This is a genomic window from Actinomadura rugatobispora (assembly GCF_055379765.1).
The window spans coordinates 8603272-8617541 of sequence record NZ_AP029191.1 but is presented as its reverse complement, the minus strand read 5'-3'; the positions used below and the strand labels follow the sequence as shown (position 1 = coordinate 8617541).

Sequence of the window (14270 nt, the reverse complement as noted above, 5' to 3'; positions counted from 1 at the left end):
AGGAGGCTCCCTTCAGGAGGAGGCCGCCCGGACCCGTGGGTCCAGCAGCAGGATCAGGATGTCGATCAGCAGGAACAGCACCACGGTGATCCCGCCGAAGACCAGCACCAGCCCCTGCACCACCGGCAGGTCCAGCTTGAGGATGGAGTCGACGCCGAACGCGGCGGCGCCGTCCAGGCTGAAGATCTTCTGCATGATCGCGTTGCCGCCGATCAGCGCCCCGGACACGATCGCGACCGTGGTGAGGATCGCGGTGCGGGAGACCGTCAGCGCGGACAGGAACACCCGGCGGGGCGGCAGGCCGAGCGCGCGGGCGTACTCGACCTGCGGCGAGGCCAGCACGGACCCGAACGCCGACCGGGTGACCTTGGCGAACACCGCCGACAGCACCAGCCCGAAGCTGACCACCGGCAGCACCAGCTGCGCGGCGGCGGCGCGGAAGGCGGCCCAGTCGCCGGCGGGCACCGCGTCCAGCACGGCCACCCCGGTGATCCGCGGCGGCGCGGCCTGGTCGAGGGCGAGCTGGCCGACCGGGGCCGGCAGCAGCCGCAGGTGGAAGAACAGCACGTAGATCAGCACCAGCGCGAACACGAACTCGGGGACCGACTGGAGCAGCGCGACCACGCTCCGGCCCGCCCGGTCCGGCCAGGCGGCGCGGTACCAGGCGCCGACGGCGCCGAGCGCGACCCCGGCCGCGACCGCGACGGCCAGGGCGAGCACGCCCAGGGTGGCGTCCAGCGGCAGCCGGGCCGCCAGCTCCTCGGCGACCGGCTGCCGGGTGAAGTAGGAGGTGCCCAGGTCGCCGCGCAGCAGGCCGCCGAGGAAGGACGCGTACTGGTCCCACAGCCCGCGGTCCAGGCCGAGCTGGCGTTCGGTCTGGGCGATGGCCTCCGGGGTGGCGTACTCGCCGGCGACCGACGAGGCGGCGTTGGTCCCCGACAGCCGGATCATCCAGAAGGCCAGCGAGGCGACCGCGAACAGCGACACCGGGATGGCGATCAGCCGCCCGGCGATCATCTTGACGGGGATACGTCGCATGGTGGTTCGTCTTCCTCGTGGCTGGTTTCCTCGTGGCTCTCGGGTGGCGGCCCGCCGCGACGGCGCGGCGGGCCGCCGGCGGTCACCGGGAGCAGGCCGCCTTCGCCTGCGTGTAGTCGTTGCCGAACCCGGTGCTGGGGACGTCGGTCACGCACTTGTTGCGCACGCCCACGGTCGAGCGGTCCACCAGGTACACGGCCGCCTGCTGGTCGGCGATGATCCCGGCCAGTTCGGCGGTCTTGGCCTTGGTGGCGGGGGTGTCGAAGCCCTCCGCCTGGAGGTCGGCGGCGAGCCCCTCGAGCTTGCGGTCGCAGAATCCGGTGTAGTTCTGCAGGCCGTCGCAGCCCAGCGTCAGCCAGGCCGAGTAGCCGGGGTTGCCGGCGGCGGGCGTCTCGGCCATCAGGAACGCCTGGAGCTTGTTGGCCAGGCCGTCGGCCTTGAACTGCACCGCGGACGGCACGTTCTTGATCCGCATGTCGACGCCGATCGCCTTCAGCTGCTGCTGGATGAGGACGGCGAGGTTCTCGGCGTACGCGCCGGGCTGGGCGTTGGACACGCTGAGCTGGAAGGAGAACCCGTCCGGCACGCCCGCCTGGGCGAGCAGCCGCTTGGCCTCGGCGGCGTCGTGCCGGTAGTTGTCGCCCTTGCCGAAGGCGCCGTACGCCTGGGAGAGGCCGCCCTGCGCCGGCTTGGCGAAGCCGCGGTAGACGGCGGTCTGGATGGCGGAACGGTCCAGCGCGAGGGAGATCGCCCGCCGCACCTCGGGCTTGCCGAGCACCGGGTCCTTGGCGTTCAGGCCGAGCCAGTCGCGGCCGGGGTTGGCGCAGCTCACCAGGTTGACGTCACCGGAGCCGCGCAGGCTCTCCAGCTGGGTGTAGTCGAGGCCGGTCGTCTCGGCGGCCTGGCCGGTGCGCACCAGCTGGATCCGCGAGGACGACTCCGGCACCGTGCGCAGCACGACCTTGTCGACGTCGCCGCGCTGCCCCGCGTAGTGCGGGTTCTTCCCGAAGGTGATCTGCTGGGAGCCGAACTCGGTGAGCGTCCACGGGCCGAAGTCGGCGGTGTGGTCGGTCAGGTACTTGGTGGCCCACGGGTCGCCGGCCCCGGCGTTCGCCTTGGCCGTCGCGCTGTCCAGGATCAGGCCGGAGTTCCCGGCGAGGGTGTACTTGGCCAGCTCGTTGCGCTTCTTGAGGTGCAGGGTGAACTGCGTCGGGCTCTTGACGGTGATGGTCTTGTCCGGGTCGAACCCGCCGACGGTGAACCACAGCGTCTTGGCCGAGGCGTCGATCGCCTTGATCCGGTCGATGGACCACTGGACGTCGGCGGAGGTCAGCACCTTGCCGGCGGCCGACTTGACGTTGTCGCGGAGGGTGAAGTCGATGCCCTTGCCGTCCGGGGTCTCCGTCCAGGAGGACACCAGCGGCGACGAGGCGGCGATCTTCGGGGGGACACCGGGCGCGCAGGCGCCGTCGGCGCGGCCGGAGGTGTCCAGCTCCAGCAGCCGACTGTGCATCACATCGCCGACGATCTTGGATGCCTCGCTGGAGTACTTGGCCCGGTCGACGCCCTGGAAGTCCTGGGGCAGCACGAAGACGTAGCTGCCCGCACCGCCGGCGGACGAGCCGGTGCTACCGGCTCCGCAGGCGGCCAAGGGCGCCGCCAGCAGCGGGATCGTCACGGCGGCTGCCAGCCGCCGTACGGCCTTTCTCGGCATGGAGTGCTCCTGTTTCGCGGAGAGGGGGTCAAGCAGGGGAGGGGCGGGAGCGGGATCAGGGGGCGGGGCGGGCCTTGGCGCGCAGGGCCTCCAGGTAGGCGAACGACTTGGGCACGTCGGTGACGACGGTGCCGTGCGCGGGGGCGATCACGGTGGGGTCGGTGTGGTCGATCAGCCGCAGGAACCGCTGGACCGTGTCCTCGATGTCGAGCAGTTCCAGCCCGCTGACGATCTCGGTCATCGGCGCGTAGGTGTCCGCGCCGGGCGCGAATCCCAGGTCCTCGGTGGTGAGGCCGCAGGCGTCCTGGCGGTGCCAGTGGAAGTAGGCGAACCCGTCGGCGGGGAACAGGGTGCGCGAGCGGTGGTCGAAGCCCCAGACCGTGTTGGGCAGGTCCTTGAACAGCGCCTCGACGATCTCGAACTCGTGGCCGCCGCCGAGGTCGAGCCGCTCCCCCGGCGCCATCGGCCGGTACGCCGAGTCGGGGACGCCGGGGTGGTAGAGGAAGTAGTCGCGGGTGTCGCCGACCACGGTCAGGCCGGGGAACGTGCGGTGGAGCAGGGTCAGGGCGCCGGCGTGCGGGATCTCCGGGTGCGTCGGCATCACGTAGTCGAGCGGCCGGCCGCCGAGCGCCGTGTCCAGGGCGGCGGAGAACCCGGGCCACAGCGCGGGGTGCCCGGCGTCGACCAGCAGGGTCTTCTCCTCGCCCAGCACCAGGTAGGCGTTGAGCGCGGAGTGGGCGAGGTCGGGCTTGCTCCGGTCGAGGAACAGCGCCGAGCAGCCGCCGATCCACTGCACCCCTTCGGCGATCGGCCGGGGGAAGCGGCCGGGGACGAAGTAGGTGCCGTAGACGTCGAGCAGGTCGTCGAGATCCATGGTCACTCCTTCACTGCGGCGGCTCGGGCGCCGAGGACGCGGCGCGCGTGGGACAGGTGGCGGCGGACCGCGTCCGCGCCCTCGATGACGCAGCCGTGGTACGGGCAGAGCCGCTCGATCTCGCGGCCGCCGAAGACGGCGTCGAGGTCGCCGAGCAGCGGCCCGGGATCGGCGTCGCGCATCCAGTAGAAGCGGGCGAAGACGTGCTCCCTGACCTGCTCGTACGTGATGCCCGTCCCGTCGGAGACCGGGCGGTCGCCGGGGGCGGCGAGGGGGACCTCGCCGAAGAAGTCGCTGGAGAACAGCGTCCTGGTCGTGCGGTCGTACAGCCAGGCGAAGCCGAGCGTGGTCAGCCGGGTGTGGAGCAGTTCCAGGCGTCCGCCGCCGAAGCCGACGGTGGACGGCCGCTCGCTCTCAAGGTCGATGGCGCGGTTCGCGCCGGGCGGGACCATGAACACCATCTCGGTGCCGGTGGGAACGTTCCCGCCGAACCCGTCGTACTCGAACCAGCGCAGCAGGTGCCCGGCCCCGGCGAACCAGATCCGCCGCACCCCGAACTCCGCCACCACGGCGGCGAGGTTGCCGATCTGGTCGGCCTCGTTGCGGTCGGCGTAGATCTCCAGCTCGCGGCCGTCCAGCAGCGCGCGGAGCTGGTCGAGGACGAGCCGCTCGTGCAGCCGCACCCCGGTCCCGGCGAGCAGCGCCCGGCCGGGCTCCAGCAGCAGGTAGCAGCCGATCGGCTCGTGCCCGGTCACGCCGGGCGCGCGCCAGCTCAGCCGCCCGTCGATCGGCACGACCCCGCCGAGGCGGTACAGCTCTCCGGGGACGATCTCGGTGGCCTTCATCGGGTCGCCTCCGTCCGGTCCAGGGTGCTGGGGCCGGAGATGCTCTGCCGGTTCTCCTCGACCACCCGCAGCGCCCGCTCGGTGACCTCGGCGAGGTGCTCGCCGCTGAGCGGGGCGCCGTGCGCCGAGCAGACCGTGCGGACGGGATGCTCGCGGACGAGCTCGCGGTAGCGGGCCACGCCCGGCCCCATGCGGTGGTAGCGCATCCCGACGAACGGAAGCGCGAACCGCCGCACGCCGTGCTCGGGCGCGTCCGCCGGGACCTCGCCGGGCAGCAGCCCGCACACCTCGGGCGAGTGGTCGTGGATGTAGCCGAGCCCGTCGGAGGTGAACAGGGTCCGGCCGCGCGTCTCGTAGCCCCACAGCGTGCCGGACAGGTCGTACCAGACCGGGTCGAGGAACTCGAACCGCGTGCCGCCCAGGTCGAGCGCGTCCCCGGCGCGGGTGCGGCGCAGCCGCTCGGGGGCGATCTCCGGGAAGTACAGGTGGTACTCGCGGGTGTCGCCGACCGCGACCGCGCCCGGGTGCAGGTCGAGGAGGCGGCCGAGGTTGCCCGCGTGCGGGATTTCGTGGTGGGTCGGGAAGACGTAGTCCAGCGGACGTCCGTCCAGGCATTCGTCGAGCTGCCGCCGGATCCCGTCCCACTGGGCGTAGTGGCCGGTGTCGACGAGCAGCGTCTTCTCGGTGCCGGCGACCAGGTAGGTGGCCAGGTGCTCGTGGGTGGTCGCGCCCTTGCGGGTGGGCCAGGCGCCGGAGTCCGAGCACCCGCCGAGCCAGTACAGTCCCGGGGCGAACTCCCGTGGGAGCCGGTCGGAGACCGGGTATGCGGTCACGTCTTCTCTCATCTCGTGCGGACCTCCGTCAGCCGGGCCAGCGCGGATCGGGTGTCGTCGAAGGCGCGCCGCACGGTGGCGGCGCCGCTGATCACGCGGCCGTGCACCGGGGCGATGCGCTCCACGTCGTAGGCGGCGGCGACCCGGTCGAACGCCTCGGCCACCTCGGGCGCGGTGGCGCCGGGCAGCCAGTTCACGCGGCGCGGGATCTCCTCCAGCAGCGCGTCCGGTCCCGGCAGGTCCTCGGGCCGCTGGACGACCGGCGGCGCGTCCGCCGCCCCCGGCCGCGACCAGCCGAAGAAGTCGCTGGTGAACAGCGTCTTCGTGGACTCCTCGTACGCCCACTGGGTGAGGAACATCTGCTTGACCGGGGCGTCCAGCCAGTGGAAGCGGACGCCCCCGCCGAACTCGGTGGTGGACCCGTTGGGCGCCAGGCGGATCTCGCGCCGGCCCAGGAAGCTCCGGCCGTCCTCGTCGCCCACCCATTCCAGGATCCCGCCGCCGCCTCCGAAGAGCAGGCGCGCGTCGTCCCGGAGGCCGAGCAGCAGGCCCAGGTTGCCGATGCAGTCGAACTCGTTGCGGGTCGGGAACACCCACAGCGCGCGGTCCCCGGCCAGCTCGCGCGCCGCCCGCGCCACCCGGGGCCGCAGGATCGCCGGTCCGGTGTCGAGGAAGACCGCGTCGCCGGGGGTGGTCAGCAGGTAGCAGTTGAGCGGCTCGAACGAGGCCGTCCCGTCGGCGAGCCAGGTGAGGTCGCAGGCCGGAACGGTGCCGCCGATCCGGTAGAGCGCACCGGGCACCAGCTCGGTGACGGCGGGTCCGGTGACCTGCGTCGCGGCGGCCGTCATCGGACCCGGCCCTCCGGGCTCAGCGTCCCGACGAGCATCGAGGCGCGCAGCAGGTGGTCGCGGGCCCTGGCCGGGTCGGCGGCGATGGCGCGCATCTCCTCGCGCTGGCGGATCCGCTCCGCCTCGTCGGTCTCCTGCAGGACCTCCCAGTTGCGGTGGGTCACCACGCGGACGTAGTCGTGCGCCACGGCGCGGCGCGTCTCCTCGTACCGTTCCAGCGGTCCGGGGTCGCCGCGCTCGGCCGCCAGGATCGCCTCGACCGCCGCGGCGGCGTCGTGGATGCCGCTGTTCATGCCCATGCCGCCCAGGGGGTTGTTGATGTGCGCGGCGTCGCCGGCGAGCAGCACCCGGCCCACCCGGAAGCGGTCGGCCACCCGCTGGTGGACGCGGTAGACGCGGCTGTGCGCCACCCGGTACGGGCGGGGCAGCGGCGCGATCGCCTGCAGCCGGCGCTGGATCTCCTCCGGTTCCTGCGCGGCGGCCGCGGCCTCCTCCCCGCTCGGGATCGGGAACAGCGCCCGCCAGTGCAGCGGCGTCCGCAGCAGCACCAGCCACTCGACGGGGTCGGAGATGTAGTTGACGGTCGCGATGCCGGGGATCAGCTCCGCGAAGTCCTCGGTGGTGGACACCACCAGGAAGTGCTCGGGGTAGGTGATGCCGTCGAAGGCGACGTCCAGGCAGCGGCGGATCGCGCTGCCCGCGCCGTCGGCGGCGATGACCCAGCGGGCGCGCACGGTGCCGCCGGGGTCGACGTCCAGCTCCACACCGTCATCGGTGTCCCCGGCGCGGACGCCGGTCACCTCGGTGCCCAGGGCCAGCGTCACGTTCGGCATCGCGCGCAGCTCCGTCTCGATGATCCGCACGAGGTTGCGCTGCTCGCTCTGCAGCCGGTACGGGAACGGGGTGTCGCCCGCGATGCTGTCGAGGTCGAAGTGCGCGATGACGCCCTCGGCGCGGTCGCGGTACTGGTAGGTGTCGGAGACCAGGCCGACCTCGTGCAGCCGGCCGGCGACTCCGAGGCGGTCGAGGATCTCGAGGGTGGGCGGGTGGAAGGTGGACGCCCTGGACTCGGCCGGGTCGTCGGACCACCCGTGCCGGCGTTCGAGGACGGCCACCCGCAGGCCGGCCCGGGCCAGCGCGAGCGCCGCCGTGGCGCCGACCGGGCCGAAGCCCGCGATCGCCACGTCGTGGTCGCCGGCGGCGGTGCGTCCGCCGGCGCCGTCCGGGCCGCCGTCCGAACGGCCGGTGCCGTTCGAACCGTTGGGGCCGAGGTTCACGGATCCTCCTGAAACATCTGCAGCTCTCACACTGCGGGAACCGCTTGCTCGGTATGTGGGAATGGACAGTAAGCGGGGGTACCGCCGCACGTCAATAGCCGGACCGGGGCCGGATCGGCGATTTAATCAACGGGTTACATGCCGGGTGTCCGGAAACCTGATCGTCATCCGTCCGTGCCGATCGGTGACGTTTCACTGGTGGCCACCGGGTGTCACCACCGTATCGGGGGCGCAGAAAAGCCGAGGTCGTGCCCCCTGGAGGCAGGGGCACGACCTCGGCCGAGCGATGGACCGGCGGATCAGCCGTCCGCGATGTGAGAAGAGAAGCCGCGGGCCGCGCCGCTCCCGGGCCCCCGCTCCAGCGCCGCCGCGATCTCGGCCGCGCCGGACACCAGCAGATTGATGATCTTCATGCGGTCGGCCTGCTGGAGCCGGAACAGCGGGCCCGCCACGCCGATCGCCGCCAGCGGCTCGCCCTGCCTGCGGATCAGCGCCGAGGCGCCCCAGATACCCTCGTCCACCTCGCCGAAGCTCTCGACCCAGCCGGTCCGGGCGACGGTGTCCACGTCGGACTCGATCTGGTCCCGCTCGGCGGGGGTCAGCCCCGTCACCGACGCCAGGTAGCGGTCGCGGTCGGCGGCGGGCATCGAGGCCAGCAGGACGCGCGCGGCCGAGCCGCGGTGCAGCGTCATCGGCTGGCCGGGATCGAACTGGAGCCGGACCGGATGCGGGGACTCCACCCGGTCGATGCACATCGCGTTCCAGCCGACCCGCTTGATGAGCAGGGTGGTCTCGCCGCCGGCAGCGGCGATCGAGTCGAGCACCGGGCGGGCGGTACTCTCCAGGGTGTCGCCGGCGGCCCGCGCCGCCCGGGCCAGGCCGACGAACAGCCAGGTCAGCCGGTACTCGCCGGCGCCAACGTCCTCGACCATCCCGGTGTCGCGCAGGACGGACAGGTAGCGGTAGACCGAACTCTGCGGCATGTCCAGCGCCCTGGCCAGGTCCGCGGCCGTGCGGGTGTGCCGGCGCTCGTTGAACGCCAGCAGCAGGTGCAGCATCTTGCGCGAACTCTCGGCGCCGCTGCGCCGCTGGGCCTTGCCGGCCGCACGCTCGGTCTGGGGCACCGGGCCTCCCGTGTGCTCGGAGCTGATGTCGGGGGTCGTGCTACGATCGCACATAGCAAAAATCATGCTCTCACACTGCGGGAATGGTAGCAGAACCTGATCCCGAAGGATGTCCCCCCGATGGTGCGACACATCGTCGTCCTCCAGTGGTCCGACTCGGCCACTCCCGCGCAGAAGGAGGAGGCGGCCGCGGCGTTCCGCGCCCTGCCCGGCTCCGTCCCGCAGATCCGCGCGCTGCGCAGCGGGCCCGACCTCGGGCTCGTCCCCGGCAACCACGACTTCGCCGCCGTCCTCGACTTCGACACCGTCGAGGACTGGCGGGCGTACCAGGAAAGCCCGCCCCACAAGGAGCTCATCGCGCGGCACATCAAGCCCATTCTCGCCGGGCGCACCGCGATCCAGTTCCAGGTCGGCCAGTGAACGTGCCGGCCGGTGATCCCTCGGCCGGGAGCGGCGGCCGTTCCCTGGCCGAGGACTACCAGGACGCCGGATTCGGCGCCGAGCTGGGGATGGGGGCACGCCCCGCCCTCCTCATCGTCGACCTCGTCCGGGCCTACCTCGACCGCGACTGCCCCCTCTACGCGGGACCGCACATCGAACCCGTCGTGGAGCGGGTCGCCGCGCTCGCCGGCGACGCCCGGCGGCACGGGCATCCGGTCGTCTTCACCTACGTGTCGTACCGCAAGGACGGCGCCGACGGCGGCCTGTTCCGCCGGAAGGTGCCCGCGCTGCGCTTCTTCGAGGAGGGCTCGCCCTTCGCCGCGCCGCCGCCCGAGCTGGCGCCCGAGCCCGGCGACCTGGTCGTCACCAAGCACTACCCGAGCGCGTTCTTCGGCACCTCCCTCGCCTCCACGCTGACCTCGCTCGGCGTGGACGGCGCGGTGGTGACCGGCGTGAGCACGAGCGGGTGCGTCCGGGCCACCGCGCTCGACGCCCTGTGCCACGGCTTCCGGCCCGCGGTCGTGACCGACGCCGTCGCCGACCGCGACCCCGCGCCGCACCGGGCCGCGCTGTTCGACCTCGGCGCCAAGTACGCCGACCTCCGGACGGCCGCGGACGTGCGCCGGGCCTGGGGCCGCTCCCGGGCGTGCGCCGGCGGGGACGCGGCATGAGCGGGCACCACGGCTTCCCCGCCGACCGGCTGCGGGCCCGGATCTCCGCCGGGCCGCCCGTGCTCGCCGCCGGCTGCCACGACGCGCTCAGCGCGCGGCTCGCCGCCGACGCCGGTTTCGAGGCGGTGCACCTGTCCGGGGCCGCGGTCAGCGCCACCGCGCTCGGGCTGCCCGACCTCGGCTTCACCGGCGCCACCGACATGGTCGACGCGCTGCGCCGGGTGAGCGCCGGGGCAGGGCCGGGCGTCCCGATCGTCGCGGACGCCGACACCGGCTACGGGGATCCGCTCCAGGCCGCCGAGACCGCCCGCCGCTACGAGGCGGCCGGCGCCGCCGCCCTGCACCTGGAGGACCAGGTGCTGCCCAAGCGCTGCGGCCACATGGCCGGCAAGCGCCTGGTCCCGGTGGACGAGGCCGCGGCGCGCGTCGCCGCGGCCGCCGGAGCCCGGCAGCGGCTGCTGGTGATCGCGCGGACCGACGCGCTGTCGGTCGCCGGGACGGCCGAGACCCTCGCCCGGGTCGCCGCCTACGCCGCCGCCGGCGCCGACGCGATCTTCGTGGAGGGGGCGCGCGGCGCCGCCGAGTTCGAGGCGGTCCGCGAGGCCGCCGCGGGGCTGCCGCTGGTGGTGAACTTCTCCGAGGCCGGAGCCGAGCCCGACCCGCTGCCCGTGCTGGCCAAGGCGGGCGTGCGGCTCGCGCTGTTCCCCGTCGCGGCGCTCCTGGCCGGGGCCCGCGCGATGCGCGACGCCTACCGCGGCGTGCTCGACCGCGCCGCCCTCCCCGGCGGCACCCTGCCCTGGGACGAGTTCACCGCCCTGCTCGGCCAGGACGCCCTCGTCGAGGCCGAACACCGCTACCGGGCCGCCCCCTCGCCCTCCCTCTCCTCCACCTCCGACTCACAGGAGCCCGCATGACCACCGTGCTCGCGCCGCGCGCCGCGTTCGGCGTCATCGTCCCGTCCACCAACACCGTCGTGGAGGACGAGTACTACCGCTTCCGCGCCCCGGGCGTGTCCTTCCACTCCGGCCGGATCCTGATCCGGGACGCCGCGCTGGACTCCGACGCCGCGTTCGAGACGTTCCTGGCCGGCCTGCGCGAGGAGATCGCCGCCGCCGTCGCCTCCGTGCTGACCTGCGAACCCGACTACCTGATCATGGGGATGAGCGCGGAGACGTTCTGGGGCGGCGCGGCCGGGAACGCCGAGTTCGAGCGGTGGATCGGGGAGCTGTCCGGGCTGCGCGTCTCGACCGGCGCCTCCGCCTGCCACGCCGCCCTGACCGCGCTGGGAGCCCGCCGCATCGGGGTCATCACGCCGTACCAGCCGGTCGCCGACGAGCAGGTCCGCGCCTTCTTCACCGAGCTGGGCTACGAGGTGCACGCCGTGCGCGGCCTCAAGTGCGGCTCGGCGACCTCGATCGCCTCGGTCGGACCCGAGGAGATCCGGGCCGCGTTCGCCGCCGTCGACGGGCCCGGCGTGGACGCCCTCGTCCAGGCCGGGACGAACCTGCCGGTGATCGGCGTCGCCGACGAGCTGGAACGGGAGCTGGGCAAGCCGGTGATCCCGATCAACGCCGCCACCCTCTGGCACGCCTACCGGGCCAACGGCATCACCGACCGCGTCGAGGGCGCCGGCCGCCTGCTCGCGACCCTCTGACCGCCGTCCAGCGAAAGGACCATCTCCATGCCATCGACGCCCTCCGCCGGCACGGTCCGGGTGGCGGCCGCGCAGTTCTTCTCCGGCACGGACGTGCGCGAGAACCTCGCCCTCTGCCGCGGCTTCCTGCGGCGGGCCGCCGGCGAGGGCGCCCGCCTCGTCGTCCTGCCCGAGAACTCCAACCGCGTCCGCGACTACGCGGACCGCCGGGAATGCTGGGAGCGCGGCGAGGACCTGTCCGGCCCGTTCGTCACGGGCCTGCGCGAGACGGCGGCCGAGCTCGGCCTGCACGTCGCGGCCGGCGTCGACCTGCGCGGGGACGCCGAGCCGATCGTGCACATCGCCTCCGTCCTCATCGGCCCGGACGGCGGGATCGTCGGCGTGCACCGCAAGCACGTGCTGTGGGACTACGAGTACACCCTGTTCGAGCCGGGCGAGGAGCCCTACCAGGTCTTCGACACCGCGCTCGGCCCGATCGGGCTGCTGCTGTGCGCGGACGGGATCGTCCCGGAGACCCCGCGGGCGCTGGCCCTGCTCGGCGCGCGGATCCTGTGCAACTCGCTCAACTCCCGGGGGCCCGACGAGCTGCGCGTCCACGTGCCGCTGCGGGCCATGGAGAACCGGGTGTTCCACGTGGCGGCCAACACCGTCGGCGGCCCCGAGCTGGAGTGGCCGTGGATGGGCGGCAGCCAGATCGTCGCCCCCGACGGCACCCGCCTGGCCGAGGCGAGCGAGCTGGAGCCGGACCTGGCCGTCGCCGACATCGACCCGTCCGAGGCCGGCGACAAGCGGATGCCCGGCGTCGCCGACCTGGTCGCCTGGCGCCGCCCCGAGCTGTACGGGGCGCTGACCCTGCCGCTGGACCAGGTGCCCGCCGCGGCGATGTACGGCCCGGCGCCCCGCGACCTGCCGTCCCGGCCGCTGCCGACCGCGCTGATGCAGGTCTCCCACTTCCGCGGCACCGAGTGGACGATCCGGCGCGCCCTCGGCCAGATCGCGTACGCGGGGCGGCGCGGCGCGCGGCTCGGGGTGCTGCCCGAGCTGTTCTGCTTCGCCGACGGCGAGGCCGCCGCCGACCCTGGCGCCGCCGCGGACCTGTCCCGCGAGGTCCTGGACCGGGTCTCGAAGGCGTGCGCCGAGGCCGGGCTGTACGTCGCGGCCAGCCTCGTCGAGAGGGGCGCCGGCGGCCGCTTCCATTCGACCGTCCACCTGGTCGACGACACCGGCGCGGTCGTCCACGCCTACCGCAAGACCCACCTCACCGACGCCGAGCGCGCCTGGGCCTCCCCCGGCGACGAGATCACCGTCGCCCGCACCCCGATCGGCGCGATCGGGGCGATGGTCGGGGACGAGGTGTGGGTGCCGGAGGTCGCGCGGGTGCTGGCGCTGGAGGGCGCGGAGCTGATCGTCCACCCGACCTCGTGGACGTCGCGGGCGGCGATGGAGATCGCGGCGACCGAGCGCACCGAGGAGAACCGCGTCCACCTGGTGTCGGTGACCCGGCTGGACTGCCCGGCCGGGCTCGGCAGCCAGGCCCTGCGCCCGGACGACTTCGCCCCGGGCCAGCCGATCGCGGTGATGCGCTACCCGACCGGCTACTGGACGCGCCCCGGTTTCGAGGAGCAGCTGCTGCTCGACCTCGACCTGCGGGAGGCCAACGACAAGATGATGGGCCACCATCTGGACCCGCTGGCCAAGCGGACCCCGCACCTCTATCCCATGTTCGTGTCCGAAAAGGGATGATGGCGACTTTCCGCAGTTCTCCCGGCCTTCAGGAAAGGCAAGGACCACGGGGTGAATTCTCGGTGAACTTCGAGGTCGGGCGGGCACCGTGCACCGAGAGTGAGTTTTGCCTGCCTCACATCGACCAGTACTGTTTCTGCTGCCGCTGACGGAGCCCCTCGATCCAGCCTTGCCGACGCGGAGCTTCATGGTGCGGCGTCCCCCCTGAACCGTGAGACGCGGCCGGTCCCGGCAGGCGACCGCGCACGTGCCGCGGCCCGCGTCGACGAACGAATACGAGGGCTAGGTTGAACATTCTGGAAGCGGTGTTCCTCGGTGCCGTCGAGGGATTGACCGAATTCCTGCCGGTCTCCAGCACCGGGCATCTGACGATCCTCGAAAGCCTGATGGGGTATTCCCCCCAGGACCCCGACATCACGGCGTTCACCGCCATCATCCAGGTGGGCGCCGTCCTCGCGACGCTGATCTACTTCCGCCGCGACTTCCAGCGGCTGATCGCCGCGTGGGTGCGGGGGCTGGCCAGCCGCGAGCGCCGCGCCGACCTGGACTACCGCCAGGCGTGGGCGGTGATCGTCGGCTGCATCCCGATCGGGATCGTCGGGCTGCTGTTCAAGGACCAGATCGAGACGACGCTGCGCAGCCTCTGGTTCGTCGGTTCGGCGCTGATCCTGTGGAGCGGGGTGATGTACTTCGCCGACAGGACGGCCCGCCAGGACCGGCACGAGAAGGACGTGACCTGGAAGGACACCCTGATCATCGGGGTGGTCCAGTGCCTGGCGCTGATCCCGGGGGTGTCGCGCTCGGGCGCGACGATGAGCGCCGGCCTGCTGCGCGGCCTGGACCGGGTCGCGGTCACCAAGCTGTCGTTCTTCCTCTCCGTCCCGGCGCTGACCGCGGCCGGCGCGCTGCAGATCGCGACCGAGTACGACTCGATCTCCCACGGCGTCGGCTGGCCCGCGACGATCACCGCCACCGTGGTCAGCTTCGCCGTGGCCTACGTGGCCGTGGCCTGGCTGCTGAAGTTCGTCGCCAAGCACACCTACTCCGTCTTCATCGTCTACCGGGTGATCCTCGGCGTCGTCGTGCTCGCGCTGGTCTCGACCGGCGTCGTCTCGGCCACCTGAACGCCCGCTGACGGGACGCCGACCCCCGCGGGTCCAGGGGCTTTCCGTTCTGTGCGGGGCGAACCGGCCCGGCAGGGTGATCGT

14 protein-coding genes are annotated in these 14270 nt (G+C 73.1%); 6 read left to right on the top strand and 8 right to left on the bottom strand.

Going from position 1 to position 14270, the window contains the following annotated elements; genetic code table 11:
* Window positions 1–12: 12 nt before the first annotated feature.
* The 8 genes from ACZ466_RS38750 to ACZ466_RS38715 form a co-directional block, all read right to left on the bottom strand.
* Window positions 13–1038: an ABC transporter permease gene (locus ACZ466_RS38750; protein ID WP_464041852.1), complete on the bottom strand. Its 1026-nt coding sequence runs from the start codon at window positions 1036–1038 to the stop codon at window positions 13–15.
* Window positions 1039–1120: 82 nt separating this feature from the next.
* A complete protein-coding gene (locus ACZ466_RS38745) occupies window positions 1121–2752 on the bottom strand; it encodes an ABC transporter substrate-binding protein (protein WP_464041851.1) in 1632 nt (543 codons plus the stop codon).
* 55 nt (window positions 2753–2807) lie between these two features.
* Window positions 2808–3626, bottom strand: coding sequence for an MBL fold metallo-hydrolase (locus ACZ466_RS38740; protein WP_378290031.1), 819 nt, complete (start codon window positions 3624–3626; stop codon window positions 2808–2810).
* A 2-nt stretch (window positions 3627–3628) separates the two neighbouring features.
* Window positions 3629–4471, bottom strand: coding sequence for an MBL fold metallo-hydrolase (locus tag ACZ466_RS38735; protein WP_378290029.1), 843 nt, complete (start codon window positions 4469–4471; stop codon window positions 3629–3631).
* Complete coding sequence (locus ACZ466_RS38730; RefSeq protein WP_378290027.1) at window positions 4468–5304, bottom strand: MBL fold metallo-hydrolase; 837 nt, start codon at window positions 5302–5304, stop codon at window positions 4468–4470. The genes ACZ466_RS38735 and ACZ466_RS38730 overlap by 4 nt, the downstream gene beginning before the upstream one ends.
* Window positions 5305–5312: 8 nt before the next feature.
* Window positions 5313–6152, bottom strand: a complete 840-nt coding sequence (locus ACZ466_RS38725) for an MBL fold metallo-hydrolase (protein ID WP_378290025.1) — start codon at window positions 6150–6152, stop codon at window positions 5313–5315.
* On the bottom strand, window positions 6149–7429 hold the full coding sequence (locus tag ACZ466_RS38720; RefSeq protein ID WP_378290023.1) for an FAD-dependent oxidoreductase: 1281 nt from the start codon (window positions 7427–7429) through the stop codon (window positions 6149–6151). Before ACZ466_RS38720 ends, ACZ466_RS38725 begins: the two co-directional genes overlap by 4 nt.
* Window positions 7430–7728: 299 nt before the next feature.
* On the bottom strand, window positions 7729–8607 hold the full coding sequence (locus ACZ466_RS38715; RefSeq protein WP_378290021.1) for an IclR family transcriptional regulator: 879 nt from the start codon (window positions 8605–8607) through the stop codon (window positions 7729–7731).
* Window positions 8608–8673: 66 nt separating this feature from the next.
* Between ACZ466_RS38715 and ACZ466_RS38710 the strand changes: the two genes are divergently transcribed.
* The 6 genes from ACZ466_RS38710 to ACZ466_RS38685 all read left to right on the top strand — a co-directional run bounded on the left by ACZ466_RS38710 (window position 8674) and on the right by ACZ466_RS38685 (window position 14186).
* The gene (locus ACZ466_RS38710; protein WP_378290019.1) at window positions 8674–8973 is read left to right on the top strand and encodes a Dabb family protein; all 300 of its coding nucleotides are present in this window, start codon (window positions 8674–8676) and stop codon (window positions 8971–8973) included.
* Window positions 8970–9665 (top strand): isochorismatase family protein, encoded by a 696-nt coding sequence (locus tag ACZ466_RS38705; protein ID WP_378290017.1) that lies wholly within the window; start codon window positions 8970–8972, stop codon window positions 9663–9665. The genes ACZ466_RS38710 and ACZ466_RS38705 overlap by 4 nt, the downstream gene beginning before the upstream one ends.
* Window positions 9662–10579: an isocitrate lyase/PEP mutase family protein gene (locus ACZ466_RS38700; RefSeq protein ID WP_378290015.1), complete on the top strand. Its 918-nt coding sequence runs from the start codon at window positions 9662–9664 to the stop codon at window positions 10577–10579. Before ACZ466_RS38705 ends, ACZ466_RS38700 begins: the two co-directional genes overlap by 4 nt.
* Window positions 10576–11319 carry a maleate cis-trans isomerase family protein gene (locus ACZ466_RS38695; RefSeq protein WP_378290013.1) on the top strand — a complete coding sequence of 248 codons (744 nt, stop codon included), beginning with the start codon at window positions 10576–10578 and terminating at the stop codon, window positions 11317–11319. Before ACZ466_RS38700 ends, ACZ466_RS38695 begins: the two co-directional genes overlap by 4 nt.
* Window positions 11320–11346: 27 nt before the next feature.
* Window positions 11347–13062: a nitrilase-related carbon-nitrogen hydrolase gene (locus tag ACZ466_RS38690; RefSeq protein WP_378290011.1), complete on the top strand. Its 1716-nt coding sequence runs from the start codon at window positions 11347–11349 to the stop codon at window positions 13060–13062.
* Window positions 13063–13349: 287 nt separating this feature from the next.
* The gene (locus ACZ466_RS38685) at window positions 13350–14186 is read left to right on the top strand and encodes an undecaprenyl-diphosphate phosphatase (protein ID WP_378290009.1); all 837 of its coding nucleotides are present in this window, start codon (window positions 13350–13352) and stop codon (window positions 14184–14186) included.
* Window positions 14187–14270: the final 84 nt, after the last annotated feature.